This is a genomic window from Psychrobacter sp. DAB_AL43B, from assembly GCF_900168255.1.
Classification (GTDB): domain Bacteria; phylum Pseudomonadota; class Gammaproteobacteria; order Pseudomonadales; family Moraxellaceae; genus Psychrobacter.
This window is the reverse complement of record NZ_LT799838.1, coordinates 749,779-767,053: the sequence shown is the minus strand read 5'-3', so window position 1 is coordinate 767,053 and position 17,275 is coordinate 749,779. Positions and strand designations below refer to the sequence as shown.

Sequence of the window (17,275 nt, the reverse complement as noted above, 5' to 3'; positions counted from 1 at the left end):
ATTCGGGGTTGTAATTGTCTTAATTATATATATAATGTGCTCTCACGTTTAGAGATACAAATAATCTAAACGGGAAAACAAGTTTGTTGCCTCTTTTGATATTGATACTTCGATAGATAAAGAAATCAAGCTTATAGACATTTTTTAAATGTCTAGTTTTAATAAATTTCCCTTTAAGGAAATTTATCTTGCGAAGCTAAAATTGTAATACAATTTTTTAACGCTTCTCAGGGCCGATAGCTCAGTTGGTAGAGCAGTTGACTTTTAATCAATTGGTCCCGCGTTCGAGTCGCGGTCGGCCCACCATCTTCAGTATTATTCTTATCATGCACTTTACCCTATCAGGTATTGGCGTCATAAGTTAAAAAGTTTAAGAAGTTTTCTTTTGGAAAATTTCACAGAATTTACGAACTTGTAAATTCTCTTGCAGAGTTAAAAAAGCAGTGCTTTTTATACACTCTTCAGGGCCGATAGCTCAGTTGGTAGAGCAGTTGACTTTTAATCAATTGGTCCCGCGTTCGAGTCGCGGTCGGCCCACCATCTTCGGAAAAGCCCAGTCATTTAATGATTGGGCTTTTTTTTATTCGTTTTTCTCTAAGTTATTTATATATAGCTGATCGGCTTTTAAAAGGTTACAGCGCTATTGGTATTAATTGTTCACCGCCTCTGTCTTACAAAGTGCGCAGAAGCGAGAGAAATTCATACTATGAATAGTCTAGCGTTTGCGTTTACTAAGAGGAAAGCTTTTATCTTGACGCCAAAGCAGCTTATGCTTAATCGTGTCTTTAATCGTCCGGCGATGCTTAGGTGCTTGAGCAATTAGCATATCAAAAGTCGCCGCATCAATATCTAGCTCACAGCCATGAGCCATCATCACATTTGACGGGGCTAAGTCTTTTACCTTTTGTAGCGACTGAATATAAACTTTAGGATCATAAATAGGAAATGGTGCCACAAATTTATGGCGCAGTTTAATAATTAAATCAGCGGTATAAACTTGACGGCTTGGTGTATGAAACAGCGACAAATCACGATCTGTATGCCCTGGTGTCTCTAATACCTGCCAATCATCAAACTTAGGAATGCTGTCACCATCGACGACCGTCAGGTCAGGCTGCAAGTGCGCTGAGTACCAGAGATATTTAGGTGAACGACCTTGCCGCCTCGCTACATAGTGAGCCAGACCAATATCCACCAGATGCATGACGTGACCACCTACTCCGCTATACCATTGCTTGTCCTTATCCGCAGAAACAATTAAGCAGCCGGTTTCTTCTCTAAGTTTATGCGCGCCGCCTGCATGATCGGGATGCATGTGGGTTACCATGACTACTTTTAAGTCGCTTATTGGTCGCTTCAGAGTGTGTTTAATATAGTCCAGCACCGTCGCTACATCAGGGCGACAACAGCCATCAAGTAGCAGGATTTTATCTGGATATACTGCAAGATAGCTACTTTGAATATACCCATCTAACCGTACGATATTACATAAACTCATTTATCTTCCTTGACCTACTTTAATCATTATTGTGGTGCTTTTTTATGCGTTATCATTCAATCAATGATGATTAAAGATAACGCCTCATTGTAACGCGCGTTACTTTAAAAAAAATGACTTTGAGTGAACGCTTGTGACTATAGTTAATTCGATTCCTGTCGCCTTTATGATAAGCCTACAGGTCTATTCTTATCAAAAATCCACTCTTATAAAAACCTATGCTTATAAAAAAAGAACCCAGTACATATACTGAGTTCTTTGTTTAACCATTCATTTAAGCTTTACCGTTTTCATAGGCTAAGCAATGCGTAAACCTACCTTTATTAAAACAGCTAAGCTAAAAATAAATTAGGCCAGAAAAACTAGGCTAAGTCACGAACCTTTGGCTCACGCTCCCATAGACGCGATTTAGCATTATCAATAAAAGCATCCAAATCAGATAATGGCGTGACGAACTCATCTTTTTCAATCGGTAGTTTACTTAAGATAAACTCATCGGTTGCACCGCAATAGGCAATCGCCTTGCAATGCACATAAGCGTCAGTGAACCAATCTAGCGTTGAGCTGTCTTTAGCCAGCTTTTTAGCTTGCTCTGGCATAATGATACTCACGACGGCATCGAACATCACTGATGGTGCACCAGCGACGCGCTCAGCAGACTGAATACGAGTGCCGTCATCAAGTGTGACCTCACGGCCTGGTGCGACAATCTTCACGCTAGCGCCTTCCGCTTGCGCCGCATTCTCATATTTTTCTATTTCACTATGCTTTGAGCCTTCTGCCACTAAAATACCAATCATGCGACCCTTTAAGCTCTTAGGTGACAGACCAATCGTTCTGACGGCAGGAGAAACTTCCATATCTTGGACAGGTGCGGCAGCTTCAGCAGCCTCAGGCAATTCCATACCAAGTGCTTTTGCAACACGGCTCGCCAAGTCTTCATCAATATTGCGCAAATGACTGAGCGTACGAGTGCGTACATGCGCAGTATCTACTTTACCAAGCTCAAACGCATACGCTGAAGCAATATGTGCTTGTTCAATGGTCGTTTGGCTACGATAGAACATACGCGGTTGACTATAATGGTCAGCGAAGCTTTCAGCGCGTACGCGACCTTTGACCCCATCGTCTAACTGCTCATGGAACGATTCAAAGCCTCTTTTGGCGCTCTCACGTGGTCTCGTTGGATCCAAACTTTGTGGTTCATACAATGCACGAGTTTTTGGCACTTGCATCTGCATATGACCATCTTGCTGATTGTTAGCAAACGGACATTTCGGTGCGTTGATTGGAATTTGTGCAAAGTTTGGCGATCCTAAGCGTGACAGCTGGGTATCTAAATAACTGAACAGGCGACCTTGTAATAACGGATCGTTGCTAAAATCGATACCGGGCGGCACATGCGATGGGCAGAAAGCTACTTGCTCGGTTTCAGCAAAGAAATTATCAGGATAACGATTAAGTACCATTTTTCCAACAATTTTAACCGGCACCATCTCTTCTGGAATCATCTTAGTGGCGTCTAAATGGTCAAACGGAAATTTGCTGGCTTCTTCTTCAGTAAATAACTGCACGCCAAATTCCCATTCAGGGAAATCACCGTTGTTAATTGATTCGAACAAATCACGACGATGATAGTCAGGATCAGCACCAGAGATTTTTACCGCTTCATCCCATGTCGTCGACTGCACACCAAGAACAGGCTTCCAATGGAAACGCATAAAGGTACTCTTACCTTCTTTATTAATCAGACGATAGCTATGAATACCAAAACCTTCGATCATGCGCAAGCTACGCGGTATCCCACGATCACTCATCAACCAAATGACGTTATGCATGGTTTCAGGGCTTAATGAAACGAAATCCCAAAAGGTATCATGGGCAGAAGCGGCTTGCGGAAAACCGCGATCAGGCTCAGGTTTGACAGCATGGACAAGATCGGGAAACTTCATCGCATCTTGGATAAAGAAAATGGGCATATCATTACCCACCAAATCCCAGTTACCCTCTTCGGTATAGACTTTAACGGAAAAACCACGGACATCACGTGGCGTATCTTTTGAGCCTTGACTACCAGCGACAGTCGAAAAGCGTGTAAATAGTGGCGTTTGTTTACCAGTTTCAGTCAAAATCTTGGCTATCGTATAGTCTTCTAAAGATTCTGTTAGCTCAAAATAACCGTGCGCGGCACTACCACGTGCATGCACAATACGCTCTGGAATACGCTCATGGTCAAAGTGATGGATTTTTTCACGTAACACAAAATCTTCAAGTAGCGTCGGTCCGCGCGGACCTGCTTTGAGTGAGTTTTGATTGTCAGAAATGGCTACACCCTGCTGAGTAGTCAGCACTTTGCTGTCGTCACCGGCACGTTGATGGGTTTCACCACCATTGCCACGTGTGGTATTCATATCTTTAGCGGGGTCAGTATGATCAATATTCTTATTCATAAAATATCCTAGCGAATGAGTGAAAATGGGCTATAAATAGACCATTAAATAAGCGCTGAAACGGTTTTTATATCCTTAGAGATGATTATGACTTCAAATGTCGTTTAATTTTCTGTGTTTCAGCACGGCTATTGATTAAAAAATGAGAAAACTATAACAAGCACATCAATTATATTACTCAAAAACCTCAGCAGGTATGTCACATATATGGTTAAGCGTGTTGATATTTGGTTAAGCGTTAAGTTTACGAGATGAGTTATAAAGCGGTCTTAAGCCATGAAACTATAGTCAGTTCAATATAAAAGAGGTACGTTAAAAATAGCATTATGTTGGGATAAATTTTCCTCGCTTGCTGTGCGCTTCGCACTCCAGAGGCTTCGAAAAATTTATCCCAGCAGCACTGTATTCTCTTTAAATTGAATCGACTATATTAACAATAGACGGTTGTAATGTAGTTATTCTTTAAAGTATGATTTTATGAGGCTTTGTACATTACTGAGAAATAGGATGGGCAATGTTTTTAGCTGAGTATTTATTTTCCTTACTTTAAATCATGAGGCTCGCTATGCTACCTACTTCTATTTACGCTCCTAAAAATTTGCATCACTCTTTATTGCTTGGAACGTCATTAGGCTTGATGGCATTAATGTTCAGCCAAACGGCGGCGGCTATTACGACTAAAAATGTCACTTATATGGTAGATAATCAACCCTATGAGGGCTATTACGCCAAAGCCGATAAGGCGAATGCACCATTTATCTTACTGATTCATGATTGGGATGGGCTAACCGATTATGAGCGTAAGCGTGCTGATATGTTGGCAAGTGAAGGGTATAACGTGTTGGCGGCTGATATGTTTGGGCAAGGCATCCGCCCGACGACTATTGAAGACAATAAACGCTTAACCGCAGCATTATATGACGATCGCAGCAAAATGCGCCGCTTGCTACAAGGCGCATTGAACGCCGGTCAAGCGCAAGGCAATGATGCACGCACAGGCGTGACGATGGGCTATTGTTTTGGCGGTACGGTTGCTTTAGAGCTAGCGTGCTCAGGATTCCCGCAAAAAGCGTTTGTACCCTTTCATGGTGCCTTTGATACTCCAACAGGTCAGAGTTATGATAAGACGACTGGCGAGATCTTGGTCTTTCATGGCTCTGCGGATGAATCCGTCTCCCTTGAAAGCTTTACCACTTTAGCTAAGACCTTAGAAGCGGCAAAAGTACCGCATGAAATGGTCACCTATAGTGGTGCGCCACATGCCTTTAGCGTATTCGGCAGCGATAGATATGATGCTCGCGCTGATGAGCGTTCTTGGAAACGTTATTTGGATTTTTTAGCAGAAGCCTATAAATAATTTGACTGTCTGTAAACAACATAAGCCACTCTACACAAAAAGACCTCTCAATCGATCGTTATAAGATCTTGATTGAGAGGTCTTTTTTGTCCCAAAGCTTCAGTAAGCTAGAGTTTTTGAAAAACCAATAGCTGGTTATTAGCGGGCATCGCATATTTATTAGATAGTCTTAGATGATGTGTCTTTGCCAAAGCAATGATGTCTTCTAAATGACGAATACCACTCTTTGGGTCGCGTTGCCTGAGACTGATATCAAACTGCTGATTACCCGCGCTGGTATAATGCCCATCTTCATTAAACGGTCCATAGACGATTAACTTACCATTTGCAGGTAATACATCGCCGACCAATTCAAATAATTTGGTAACCAAAGGCCACGAAATAATATGCAAGGTATTGGCAGTAAATACCGCATCATAGGGCTGATTGCTAGCAGGACTAATCGGTAATGGATCGACTGCCAAATCAAAAGCCAGCGGTTTATATAAATTAGGCGCAGGATAAGCAGTATGCCAAGCATTGATAGTGGCATGATGCGCTAATATATCACTCGTCTGCCATGTTAAATGCGCCAATCTCGGGGCAAAATATACACTATGCTGACCAGTTCCTGAGCCAACTTCTAACACATGCAAAGAGTCTTTCAATTCTTTTTGTAAAACTTCCAAAATCGGCTGTTTATTGTTCTCACAAGCTTGAGAAAATGGTAGTGCAGTAGATGGATATATACTCATTTAGTAAATCCCAGCCTCTAATCCAGCTGCAAGGGTCATCGCTAGCTCTTCGACTTGCTCAGTAAATGCTTCTTGCCAATCGCCCTGTAAAATCAGCGCCTCTTGAATCCACGACCAACGCAGCCCAGTAGTGATTGTCTGCATAGCACGTTTGGTACCAGTACCATCCTGTCCAGCACGAATATATAATGCAAAGGGCATGCCTTGTTTCTTTTCCAACACTGGATAGTAGCAGCGATCAAAAAAGTCTTTGGTCAGACCTGCCATATAGGCTAGATTTTCAGTCGTGCCCAATAATAAGGCATCTGCTGCTAGCACATCTTCAGGCTGGGTATCCTGCGGTGTTTTAAGAATGACATTGATATCAATATCAGGATGACTAGCACCGTCATAAGCAGCTTGTGCTAATTTTTTGGTATTAGGTGATGGCGCATGAGCGACGATAAGCAAGGTTTTGGTAGCCATGTTAATTACCATTATAGAGGTTACTAGTTTTTGGAATTAGTAGTTCTTGGAATTAATAGTCACTTTTTGAATAATATCAGGATGGATACTTTTAGCAACTGGACACGTTAGCGCCGTGTTATAGAATATTTTTTGCGTTTTATCATCTAACTCTTGATTAAAAGTAATAGCAACATGTACTTCGCTAACACGTCTTGGATCAGCTGCCATCACTTTGGTCACATCAGCAGTAGTGCCTGCAATATCGATATCCATATCACGAGCTTTGATACCGATAATCGTCAGCATGCAATTAGCTAAGCTGGTTGCCAATAAATCAGTCGGTGAAAATGCTTCACCCTTGCCTTGGTTATCTACAGGTGCATCGGTAATGATTTCATTGTTTGATTGCAAATGAATAGCGGTAGTACGTAGATCGCCTTGATAAGTTACTTTTGAGGTTGTCATAGATTTCTCTTTCATAGTTCTGTTTAATAGTTATAATTTATTCGCACCCTTCAATGCCCATACAACCACATCCTCTTTCTCAAGCTGAGGTTGCCGACCTAATTCAAAATTAGGGCACATGAAAAATACAAACTTTAACCTAGCATTAGTTTTCAGTACTTTATCTATATCTTTCTTAATCTTCTGATTGCTTGTTGGAGCTACTGCAGCAAAAACTTCAGCAGCTAGTTCACCACATTCAGATTCAATATCTGAACCTGGAGCAGTTCCAAGATTAAGTCTAAATGGAGTTAGTTCTGGGTGTTCAGTAAATAAAATTTCCAATGCATAAAATGATGCTAGATAGGTAAAAGACTGGTTAATCTGCTCGATTATATTGAGTGCACGGTTAGAGTTTAAAGGATCAAAACCTATACCGCCAAACTTCATCTTTGAAAAGAGCGTTTGCGATGAGCTTGACGTAATTTCAGAGCTAATCTGAAATAAAGACTTGTCCATTGATTCATACAATTTTTGCTCAAGTTGTTTGAGCTCTTCGACATCGTTTACTGTGAAAGATTTAAGCATATATTTTCTTATATTTTTCTATAAAGATTGAAAACGAATATTTTTTATTTTAGGATACGTTTTATACAACTTGATGCGATTGAGCTACTAATTCTTTAAAATCACTCTCTTGCAAAATACGTATATTTTGACCTTTCGAAATCAAATCTTCTGCCTTAATGTGCTTTGAACTTTTCTTCTTTCCTGCAAGCTTAGTTATATCTTGATCACCTACTACAATTAATGTTGTTTTCTTCGTGACACCTGCACCAATTGCAAAACCAACGCTTGCTGCTAACTTTGCTGCTTCAACTCTAGGGATTAGAAGAGCTCCGGTAAATACTAATATTTCACCGTAGAACTCTCCCTCAGAGTTTCCTTCTCTCTGAATTGAACCATTGCTATCACTACCTATAGGTTTACCAACACGATAAAGCCATCCATTTATATCAATTCCAGTTTTATTCATTGCTGACAATATAACTTGTCCTGCAGCCTTTGCATCCTCTAATGCATCATGATGCTTGAACTCATAGCCTATAATTTTACAAACGTTAGCTAAGCCATAACCACTCCAAGCACATTCTTCCCAAGTTCGACGTGCTACACGCGCTGAGTCAAGCCAAGTAACATCTAGTTGATTTAATGAATATTTTTCAAAAGCTTTACGAATAGATACGCGATCAAAATGTGTATGGCTAACACATACTGAACCTGACATAAATTCTGAAAGCTTTAATAAAACTTCATTGAAAGTTGGCGCACCTCTAACATCTTTCTCATTTATACCATGAATACTTATATTGATACCATCAAAATAATCTTCAGGATCTATTAGGCTAGACCACTCTTCTTCTAAAATTCCATCCTTGTATTTAGCCAATCCAATCTGACATATTGAAGCCATATCAGCATTTGCTGTTTCCACATCTATTGCAACAAATTCCATTTCTTACACCTTTCGTTCTTACAATGTTCACTATGAAAGCAAACTAGATATATTTTGGATATACTTACTGCTCTAAGCCTATATCCAACCATACTACATATTAATAGAATAATGTTGAAGTTAATAACTTAGGATCAAAATTTTACGCACAAAGAAAATCCCCCGCCTAGATAACTAGTCGGGGGATTTTCAGGGATAGAGAGCTGACGATGACCTACTCTCACATGGGCGGACCCACACTACCATTGGCGCGACGATGTTTCACTTCTGAGTTCGGGAAGGGATCAGGTGGGGCCATCGTGCTATTGTCGTCAGCAAAGGGGGTTAGATATGAGTCTGTTATTTTTATTGTTTGACGTCAAGATATTATCTATTGGTCGATCAACTTGTAACCTAACTGAATCAAGGTTAAAGGTGATATCGAAATATTACTTTCTATGTTATAGCATAAAGCTATACAAGATAGATTAATTAGAGCTTTCATACAAACCACTTGGGTGTTGTATGGTCAAGCCAAACGAGCAATTAGTACAGGTTAGCTACACACATCGCTGTGCTTCCACACCCTGCCTATCAACGTCGTAGTCTTCAACGGCTCTTTAGGGAAATCTTATCTTGAGGTGGGCTTCCCGCTTAGATGCTTTCAGCGGTTATCCCATCCGAACGTAGCTACCGGGCAATGCCACTGGCGTGACAACCCGAACACCAGAGGTTCGTCCACTCTGGTCCTCTCGTACTAGGAGCAGATCCTCTCAAATTTCCAACGCCCACGGTAGATAGGGACCGAACTGTCTCACGACGTTCTAAACCCAGCTCGCGTACCTCTTTAAATGGCGAACAGCCATACCCTTAGGACCTGCTTCAGCCCTAGGATGAGATGAGCCGACATCGAGGTGCCAAACACCGCCGTCGATATGAACTCTTGGGCGGTATCAGCCTGTTATCCCCAGAGTACCTTTTATCCGTTGAGCGATGGCCCTTCCATACAGAACCACCGGATCACTAAGACCTACTTTCGTACCTGCTCGACTTGTGGGTCTCGCAGTTAAGCGCGCTTTTGCCTTTATACTCTATGAACGATTTCCGACCGTTCTGAGCGCACCTTCGTACTCCTCCGTTACTCTTTAGGAGGAGACCGCCCCAGTCAAACTACCCACCATACATTGTCCTCGGTATTGTTATACCTGAGTTAGAACCCCGACATGACCAGGGTGGTATTTCAAGATTGGCTCCACAAACACTAGCGTGTCTGCTTCAAAGCCTCCCACCTATCCTGCACAAGTCAGGTCAAAGTTCAATGTAAAGCTGTAGTAAAGGTTCACGGGGTCTTTCCGTCTAGCCGCGGGTACACAGCATCTTCACTGCGATTTCGATTTCACTGAGTCTCTGCTGGAGACAGCGCTGCCATCATTATGCCATTCGTGCAGGTCAGAACTTACCTGACAAGGAATTTCGCTACCTTAGGACCGTTATAGTTACGGCCGCCGTTTACTGGGGCTTCGATCAAGAGCTTCGCTTACGCTAACCCCATCAATTAACCTTCCAGCACCGGGCAGGCATCACACCCTATACGTCCACTTTCGTGTTTGCAGAGTGCTGTGTTTTTAATAAACAGTTGCAGCAGCCTGGTATCTGCGACTGCCAACAGCTCAAGGAGCAAGTCCTATCACCATCGGCAGCGTACCTTCTCCCGAAGTTACGGTACCATTTTGCCTAGTTCCTTCAGCAGAGTTCTCTCAAGCGCCTTGGTATTCTCTACCTGATCACCTGTGTCGGTTTAGGGTACGATTCGTTTATAACTATTGCTTAGAAGCTTTTCCTGGAAGCATGGTATTTGCCACTTCGCTGTACAAGTACAGCTTGCTATCAGATCTCAGTATAATGACAGTCCGGATTTGCCTAAACTGTCTACCTACATCCTTCCACCTGGACAACCAACGCCAGGCTGGCATAACCTACTCCGTCCCTCCATCGCATTATAAACAAGTATTGGAATATTAACCAATTTCCCATCGACTACGCCTTTCGGCCTCGCCTTAGGGGTCGACTCACCCAGCCCCGATTAACGTTGGACTGGAACCCTTGATCTTCCGGCGTGCGAGCTTTTCACTCGCATTATCGTTACTCACGTCAGCATTCGCTCTTGTGATACCTCCAGCATGCCTTACGACACACCTTCACAGGCTTACACAACGCTCCCCTACCACTTGAAAACAAATTCAAATCCGCAGCTTCGGCTCCTAGTTTGAGCCCCGTTACATCTTCCGCGCAGGCCGACTCGACTAGTGAGCTATTACGCTTTCTTTAAAGGATGGCTGCTTCTAAGCCAACCTCCTAGCTGTCTATGCCTTCCCACCTCGTTTCCCACTTAACTAGGAATTTGGGGCCTTAGCTGGCGGTCTGGGTTGTTTCCCTCTCCACAATGGACGTTAGCACCCACTGTGTGTCTCCCGGATATCACTCATCGGTATTCGGAGTTTGCATCGGTTTGGTAAGTCGGTATGACCCCCTAGCCGAAACAGTGCTCTACCCCCAATGGTGTTCGTCCGAGGCGCTACCTAAATAGCTTTCGGGGAGAACCAGCTATCACCGAGTTTGATTAGCCTTTCACCCCTATCCACAAGTCATCCCCTGGCTTTTCAACGACAGTGGGTTCGGTCCTCCGGTGCCTGTTACGGCACTTTCAACCTGCTCATGGATAGATCACTCGGTTTCGGGTCTATGCCCTGCAACTAAACGCCCTATTAAGACTCGGTTTCCCTACGGCTCCCCTAAACGGTTAACCTTGCTACAGAACATAAGTCGCTGACCCATTATACAAAAGGTACGCGGTCACCCTAATAAATTAAGGCTCCCACTGCTTGTACGCACACGGTTTCAGGTTCTATTTCACTCCCCTCACAGGGGTTCTTTTCGCCTTTCCCTCACGGTACTGGTTCACTATCGGTCAGTCAGGAGTATTTAGCCTTGGAGGATGGTCCCCCCATCTTCAGACAGGATTTCTCGTGTCCCGCCCTACTTAATATGTTAACGCTAATGTTTCGAATACAGGACTATCACCTACTACGGTCAGCTTTCCCACGCTGTTCTTCTACATTAGCATTAATCGGCTTCTCCCCGTTCGCTCGCCGCTACTTGGGGAATCTCATTTGATGTCTATTCCTAAGGGTACTGAGATGTTTCACTTCCCCTCGTTCGCTTCTTGTACAAGTACAAGATACCTACCTTATGGTAGGTGGGTTTCCCCATTCAGAAATCTCCGGATCACAGGATATTGCCGCCTCCCCGAAGCTTATCGCAGGCTGTCACGTCTTTCATCGCCTCTGACTGCCAAGGCATCCACCATGTGCGCTTCATTACTTGACCATACAACCCCAAGTAGTCTTGATCTATAAATAGATCTTAACTTCTAAGTGCTATATAAGTCTAATTATGATAACGATATCACCTATGTTTATACGCTTGATTCAGTTCTCTTTACTTTTTTAATAACTCACTACTGGGATAACAACTGATGTCGTTAAGTAGTGAGTTATTAAGGTTAGGAACAACGCGTGAACACGTGTTCCTAACCCAGACTCATATCTATGTTTTTAAATAGTTTCTATGCTCTCATCGAGTCACAGATTCTGTATAAAACAGAAGTAAATAATCAGTTACAATCATTTAATTCTGTTTATGCTTATTTTATATATTTACTATCGTATTTATTATGGTGGAGCCAAACGGAGTCGAACCGTTGACCTCCTGCGTGCAAGGCAGGCGCTCTACCAACTGAGCTATGGCCCCGTATATAATAATGGTAGGCCTGGGCAGACTTGAACTGCCGACCCCCGCGTTATCAACACGGTGCTCTAACCAGCTGAGCTACAGGCCTGTGTCTGCCTGTAAAGGCAAAGCGCTAATAATAAATACTAGCTAAACTAAAGAACAACTTGTTGTGAATTCTTGCTGACCGAATGCGTCTATAAGGAGGTGATCCAGCCGCAGGTTCCCCTACGGCTACCTTGTTACGACTTCACCCCAGTCATCAACCACACCGTGGTGAACGCCTTCCCGAAGGTTAAGCTATCCACTTCTGGTGCAATCAACTCCCATGGTGTGACGGGCGGTGTGTACAAGGCCCGGGAACGTATTCACCGCGGCATTCTGATCCGCGATTACTAGCGATTCCTACTTCATGGAGTCGAGTTGCAGACTCCAATCCGGACTACGATAGGCTTTTTGAGATTCGCATCACATCGCTGTGTAGCTGCCCTCTGTACCTACCATTGTAGCACGTGTGTAGCCCTGGTCGTAAGGGCCATGATGACTTGACGTCGTCCCCGCCTTCCTCCAGTTTGTCACTGGCAGTATCCTTAGAGTTCCCGGCTTAACCCGCTGGTAACTAAGGACAAGGGTTGCGCTCGTTGCGGGACTTAACCCAACATCTCACGACACGAGCTGACGACAGCCATGCAGCACCTGTATTCTAATTCCCGAAGGCACTCCCGCATCTCTGCAGGATTCTAGATATGTCAAGACCAGGTAAGGTTCTTCGCGTTGCATCGAATTAAACCACATGCTCCACCGCTTGTGCGGGCCCCCGTCAATTCATTTGAGTTTTAACCTTGCGGCCGTACTCCCCAGGCGGTCTACTTATTGCGTTAGCTGCGTCACTAAGTCCTCAAGGGACCCAACGACTAGTAGACATCGTTTACGGCGTGGACTACCAGGGTATCTAATCCTGTTTGCTACCCACGCTTTCGAGCCTCAGTGTCAGTATTATGCCAGAAGGCTGCCTTCGCCATCGGTATTCCTCCAGATCTCTACGCATTTCACCGCTACACCTGGAATTCTACCTTCCTCTCACATACTCTAGCTCAACAGTATCAGATGCAGTTCCCAGGTTGAGCCCGGGGATTTCACATCTGACTTATCGAGCCACCTACGCTCCCTTTACGCCCAGTAATTCCGATTAACGCTTGCACCCTCTGTATTACCGCGGCTGCTGGCACAGAGTTAGCCGGTGCTTATTCTGCAGCTAATGTCATCGTCCATGGGTATTAACCATGGAGTCTTCTTCACTGCTTAAAGTGCTTTACAACCAAAAGGCCTTCTTCACACACGCGGCATGGCTGGATCAGGGTTTCCCCCATTGTCCAATATTCCCCACTGCTGCCTCCCGTAGGAGTCCGGGCCGTGTCTCAGTCCCGGTGTGGCTGATCATCCTCTCAGACCAGCTACAGATCGTCGCCATGGTAGGCCTTTACCCCACCATCTAGCTAATCCGACTTAGGCTCATCTAATAGCGAGAGCAACAAGTTGCCCCCTTTCTCCCGTAGGTCGTATGCGGTATTAATTCGAGTTTCCCCGAGCTATCCCCCACTACTAGGTAGATTCCTAAGTATTACTCACCCGTCCGCCGCTCGTCATCTTCTAGCAAGCTAGAAATGTTACCGCTCGACTTGCATGTGTTAAGCCTGCCGCCAGCGTTCAATCTGAGCCATGATCAAACTCTTCAGTTTAATCTTGCTATGTAACCCTTTAAAGAGGCTACTAAACTTGGCTCATCTAATCTGGCAAAATCGCTAAAAATTATGTTCGTAATGAATTAACTTTGAGTTTTTTTACTGTCTTAAATGATAATTTTTATAGTTAGCATTCTCTCGAAAAGAGAGTCAACCAACTTTATTTTTATGCATTCTGAATCAGCAAAAATCCACACAAGTTGTTCTTTAGTTATGCTTTTAAATAGTATCACTCTACTGTCGTCCAGTAGATGATGTTCTTGCTAATCAGTCTAAGCCATTTGCTTATCTTGTTTAGCGAGCTGACTAGTATATCACAATGAAATAGTCTGTCAACCCTTTATTCTAATTCGTTTCAACGGGTTATCTGGGTTATAAGTTTGTTAACTTATTTGCCAGCTTCCTTTGCTGAGGTGCGTATTATAGACGCTTTTAATCTGGTGTCAAGGAATAAATTATTCTATTTTAAAAGTAATTTATTTGGCTGGATAATTAGTTAATAGCTGCGCTATTAATAGTCAGTGGTAAACTACTTCTCAATCCGCCTTCCCTTTCGACTGGGTGGCATTATACTCGGTTTGAGACAGGGGTCAAGAGGTTTCGAAGGTTAATTTTCAATTCTTCAATAAGCTTTAATCTTCCTACCAATATAGCTTTTATTAAGGACAGATATTCGTAGTCCATTTCCCTGCTTTGTTACCTCGAAGACATTGATATTGCACACCATATTGAACCCAGTGCCAATTTAAATTAGAAGGCTTACCTTTTAGGGTAAAGCTAATACGATAACGTTCAGCGCTCACACTATCATCCATTAGACCAGAACGAGTAATAACAACAACCCCTGTTTTGGGCTGAGCTTTTGAAGGATAGTAAAAAGCTTGTGCCAAATCGTAATCCGCATGCACTTCATTAATACTACTATTAATGAGTTTGAGCTTTTCAAGTCCACAAGCAATCAGCCCTTTTTTCATAGAACACGGTGCTGATGCATAAGTAACGGCACCACCATTCATATTTAAATGATAAAAGTTAGCAGGATTGGCAGCTTCAGCGCGAGATATGGAGTTTACTGAGTTGCTAGTAGCAGCATTTGAAGATACAGAAACGAATGACAATGAAAGTAAAGCACTCGTCATCACACCTTTTAACAAATACGCTGAGGCAATAGAAACAGGCAATAGATGATTGAAACTATTTAAATTCAACATAATAACCTCGACTTTGTTTATTAAATATAATGAGGAAAAGAGCAGTCGTGAAACCTTCACTTAGTACCTTCTACAATAACACCTTACATGATATCCAATCAAAGCTCATTTTTATTCTTTACTCATTATTGTAAGTACTTCTATTGTTCTTGTTACCTTCTCAACCTCTTGTTATCCCACCAACAAGATTTATGGCAAAAAAAACCGCCTATTAAAAAATAAGCGGTTTATATATTGATGTCTTAATAATCTAATATCTATTATCAAGCAGTTATAAAGTTAACTCGTCGTTTTGGCTTTTAAAGTCGTTACGATACCTGATAAAGCATAGATAACACCAATTGCTAAGATGCCAACAGGGATATCGTATAACACGATACTCATGACCAATACACCGATAATAAGAACCACAAAAGGGACTTTCTTCTTATCAAATTCTTTAAAGCTATAGTATTTAACGTTGCTGACCATTAGTAAGCCACAAATAACGACCCAAGCAGCAAACAAAAACATCACGACTGAGTCATATTGCCGGATCCATTGATTGTGGTCGACAGCAACCATGACAGCAGCTGTTACCAAGATGGCGGCAAGTGGACTTGCCAAACCAACAAAGTATTTTTTGTCAACTTCACCAATCTGAACGTTAAAACGTGCCAAACGGAACGCAGCGCACGCCGTGAAAACAAACGCACAACCTAAGCCAATACGACCTAATGGCTGCAAAGCAAAGCTATAAATTAAGATTGCCGGTGCAACACCAAAGGCTAACATATCGGCTAAGGAGTCATACTGCTCGCCAAAAGGGCTTTGCGCATTTAGCATACGCGCAACCCTACCATCTGCGCCATCAAGAATGGCCGATAAGAAAATCGCTAAAGAGGCTTTATAAAACTCGCCTTGGGTACTGGCTAAAATGGAGTAAAAGCCTGATAGCAGCGATAAAGTCGTGATGAGATTGGGTGCTAAATAAACACCGCGGCTGACCACGCGCTTACCTTCAGCGACTTCTGCTTCAATCACCTCAAACGTCAACCCATCATAGTTCTCATTATCCGCCAAGCGAATATCGAAATCATGCTCATCGACAAAAGGCGGTTGAGTGGCGGCGCTATCTTGTAATAAAGGCTCTTTTACCAGACCATCATTCATAACTCTATCAGTTACAAGACTATCCTTTACTACATTACTTGATGATTGATCAGTCGTCATAATAATATCCCTATTCGCCGACCAACCAGCGTACGTTGGTTGCACTATCTGGCGTTAAATCTGGTGCGTCAGCAACTTTCAATACCGGTTGTAAGAAGCGTAAAATCTCACGCGCATGGTTATCAAACTGCCATGGCGGATTGATCACCAGTAGCCCTGTACCATTAAGACCTACGGCAACATCGTTAGGATAAATATTTAGCTCACAGATTAACTGGCGTCTCATTTCAGTACGCTTTAGCTTTTTATAGAACAGCTCTACGGCTTCGATATTTTTAATCGGAAACCATAACGCATAAGTACCTTGTGGCCACTTATTATAAGAGTGCACCAATAGATCAATCAAACGAGTAAAGTCTTTATGCTCTTGCTCGTAAGGAGGATCCAAGAATATCAAGCCACGCTTCTCTTTTGGTGGAATAACCGCAGCGATACCTTCAAACGAATTGCGATGATGAATACCAATTGGCAATTTATGTAGCTGATAGTTCAGTGCATCGTACTCACTGGCTTTGGCTTCAAATGCTTCACCGCGCACGCCAGCATCAGGATTTTTTTCAATATGATGGGCAATCCACCACGGCGAGCCAGGATAGACTTTTTTGTCATAGGTAAAACGGGCTTGTTTGATGCCTTCCATATAATCTTTGACCGCAGTCGGAGCTTTTTCGACATCGGCTTTTACTAAGGCTTGGATACCGCCTTTTGCTTCACCAGTCTTGCGCGCCTCTTCACTGCCAAGCGAATACAGTCCACGACCGCCATAAGCATCAAGCACATAAAAAGGTTTGTTTTTCTGCCCCAATTGATTCAGTAGTTGTACCAATAAAATGTGTTTAACGACATCGGCAAAGTTACCAGCATGATAGGCGTGTTTATAGTTCATAAGTTCAAAA

The 17,275-nt window shown here is 42.9% G+C and carries 11 protein-coding genes, 4 tRNA genes and 3 rRNA genes; 3 read left to right on the top strand and 15 right to left on the bottom strand.

The features are described from left to right. Positions 1 to 230 precede the first annotated feature (230 nt). A tRNA-Lys gene (locus DABAL43B_RS03340) sits at positions 231 to 306 on the top strand. Between the two features lie 158 nt (positions 307 to 464). Next, positions 465 to 540: transfer RNA gene (locus DABAL43B_RS03335), tRNA-Lys, on the top strand. Positions 541 to 715: 175 nt separating this feature from the next. Here DABAL43B_RS03335 and DABAL43B_RS03330 read toward each other — a convergent pair. Beyond that, a complete protein-coding gene (locus DABAL43B_RS03330) occupies positions 716 to 1,498 on the bottom strand; it encodes an MBL fold metallo-hydrolase (RefSeq protein ID WP_079691054.1) in 783 nt (260 codons plus the stop codon). Positions 1,499 to 1,860: 362 nt separating this feature from the next. Further along, on the bottom strand, positions 1,861 to 3,948 hold the full coding sequence (locus DABAL43B_RS03325) for a catalase (protein ID WP_079691053.1): 2,088 nt from the start codon (positions 3,946 to 3,948) through the stop codon (positions 1,861 to 1,863). A 565-nt stretch (positions 3,949 to 4,513) separates the two neighbouring features. Between DABAL43B_RS03325 and DABAL43B_RS03320 the strand changes: the two genes are divergently transcribed. After that, entirely contained in the window at positions 4,514 to 5,305 is a 792-nt protein-coding gene (locus tag DABAL43B_RS03320) for a dienelactone hydrolase family protein (protein ID WP_145952486.1), read from the top strand. Between the two features lie 107 nt (positions 5,306 to 5,412). On the opposite strand, the gene DABAL43B_RS03315 is transcribed toward DABAL43B_RS03320, so the two are convergent. From DABAL43B_RS03315 to DABAL43B_RS03255, 13 genes are all read right to left on the bottom strand, one after another. Further along, on the bottom strand, positions 5,413 to 6,039 hold the full coding sequence (locus tag DABAL43B_RS03315) for a DUF938 domain-containing protein (protein ID WP_079691051.1): 627 nt from the start codon (positions 6,037 to 6,039) through the stop codon (positions 5,413 to 5,415). Continuing rightward, positions 6,040 to 6,504 (bottom strand): flavodoxin family protein, encoded by a 465-nt coding sequence (locus DABAL43B_RS03310; RefSeq protein WP_079691050.1) that lies wholly within the window; start codon positions 6,502 to 6,504, stop codon positions 6,040 to 6,042. 36 nt (positions 6,505 to 6,540) lie between these two features. Beyond that, on the bottom strand, positions 6,541 to 6,951 hold the full coding sequence (locus tag DABAL43B_RS03305) for an OsmC family protein (RefSeq protein ID WP_079691049.1): 411 nt from the start codon (positions 6,949 to 6,951) through the stop codon (positions 6,541 to 6,543). Positions 6,952 to 6,981: 30 nt separating this feature from the next. Further along, the gene (locus tag DABAL43B_RS03300) at positions 6,982 to 7,518 is read right to left on the bottom strand and encodes a hypothetical protein (protein WP_079691048.1); all 537 of its coding nucleotides are present in this window, start codon (positions 7,516 to 7,518) and stop codon (positions 6,982 to 6,984) included. 61 nt (positions 7,519 to 7,579) lie between these two features. Beyond that, positions 7,580 to 8,446 carry an exonuclease domain-containing protein gene (locus DABAL43B_RS03295; protein ID WP_079691047.1) on the bottom strand — a complete coding sequence of 289 codons (867 nt, stop codon included), beginning with the start codon at positions 8,444 to 8,446 and terminating at the stop codon, positions 7,580 to 7,582. A gap of 201 nt (positions 8,447 to 8,647) precedes the next feature. Next, a 5S ribosomal RNA gene (rrf, locus tag DABAL43B_RS03290) occupies positions 8,648 to 8,762 on the bottom strand. A gap of 188 nt (positions 8,763 to 8,950) precedes the next feature. After that, a 23S ribosomal RNA gene (locus DABAL43B_RS03285) occupies positions 8,951 to 11,812 on the bottom strand. Between the two features lie 347 nt (positions 11,813 to 12,159). Then, positions 12,160 to 12,235, bottom strand: a tRNA-Ala gene (locus tag DABAL43B_RS03280). Positions 12,236 to 12,246: 11 nt separating this feature from the next. Further along, a tRNA-Ile gene (locus DABAL43B_RS03275) sits at positions 12,247 to 12,323 on the bottom strand. Between the two features lie 91 nt (positions 12,324 to 12,414). Then, positions 12,415 to 13,953 (bottom strand): 16S ribosomal RNA (locus DABAL43B_RS03270). Together the 16S, 23S and 5S rRNA genes with 2 tRNA genes alongside form the textbook arrangement of a ribosomal RNA operon. A gap of 662 nt (positions 13,954 to 14,615) precedes the next feature. Further along, positions 14,616 to 15,167, bottom strand: a complete 552-nt coding sequence (locus DABAL43B_RS03265; protein ID WP_227516728.1) for a hypothetical protein — start codon at positions 15,165 to 15,167, stop codon at positions 14,616 to 14,618. 279 nt (positions 15,168 to 15,446) lie between these two features. Continuing rightward, entirely contained in the window at positions 15,447 to 16,379 is a 933-nt protein-coding gene (gene pssA, locus DABAL43B_RS03260; protein ID WP_079691046.1) for a CDP-diacylglycerol--serine O-phosphatidyltransferase, read from the bottom strand. A gap of 10 nt (positions 16,380 to 16,389) precedes the next feature. Further along, positions 16,390 to 17,265, bottom strand: a complete 876-nt coding sequence (locus DABAL43B_RS03255) for a 23S rRNA (adenine(2030)-N(6))-methyltransferase RlmJ (protein WP_079691045.1) — start codon at positions 17,263 to 17,265, stop codon at positions 16,390 to 16,392. Positions 17,266 to 17,275: the final 10 nt, after the last annotated feature.

Coding starts and splice junctions, on each gene's coding strand:
- DABAL43B_RS03330 (WP_079691054.1), bottom strand. CDS start 1,498: ATGAGTTTATGTAATATCGTACGGTTAGATGGGTATATTCAAAGTAGC.
- DABAL43B_RS03325 (WP_079691053.1), bottom strand. CDS start 3,948: ATGAATAAGAATATTGATCATACTGACCCCGCTAAAGATATGAATACC.
- DABAL43B_RS03320 (WP_145952486.1), top strand. CDS start 4,514: ATGCTACCTACTTCTATTTACGCTCCTAAAAATTTGCATCACTCTTTA.
- DABAL43B_RS03315 (WP_079691051.1), bottom strand. CDS start 6,039: ATGAGTATATATCCATCTACTGCACTACCATTTTCTCAAGCTTGTGAG.
- DABAL43B_RS03310 (WP_079691050.1), bottom strand. CDS start 6,504: ATGGCTACCAAAACCTTGCTTATCGTCGCTCATGCGCCATCACCTAAT.
- DABAL43B_RS03305 (WP_079691049.1), bottom strand. CDS start 6,951: ATGACAACCTCAAAAGTAACTTATCAAGGCGATCTACGTACTACCGCT.
- DABAL43B_RS03300 (WP_079691048.1), bottom strand. CDS start 7,518: ATGCTTAAATCTTTCACAGTAAACGATGTCGAAGAGCTCAAACAACTT.
- DABAL43B_RS03295 (WP_079691047.1), bottom strand. CDS start 8,446: ATGGAATTTGTTGCAATAGATGTGGAAACAGCAAATGCTGATATGGCT.
- DABAL43B_RS03265 (WP_227516728.1), bottom strand. CDS start 15,167: ATGTTGAATTTAAATAGTTTCAATCATCTATTGCCTGTTTCTATTGCC.
- pssA (WP_079691046.1), bottom strand. CDS start 16,379: ATGACGACTGATCAATCATCAAGTAATGTAGTAAAGGATAGTCTTGTA.
- DABAL43B_RS03255 (WP_079691045.1), bottom strand. CDS start 17,265: ATGAACTATAAACACGCCTATCATGCTGGTAACTTTGCCGATGTCGTT.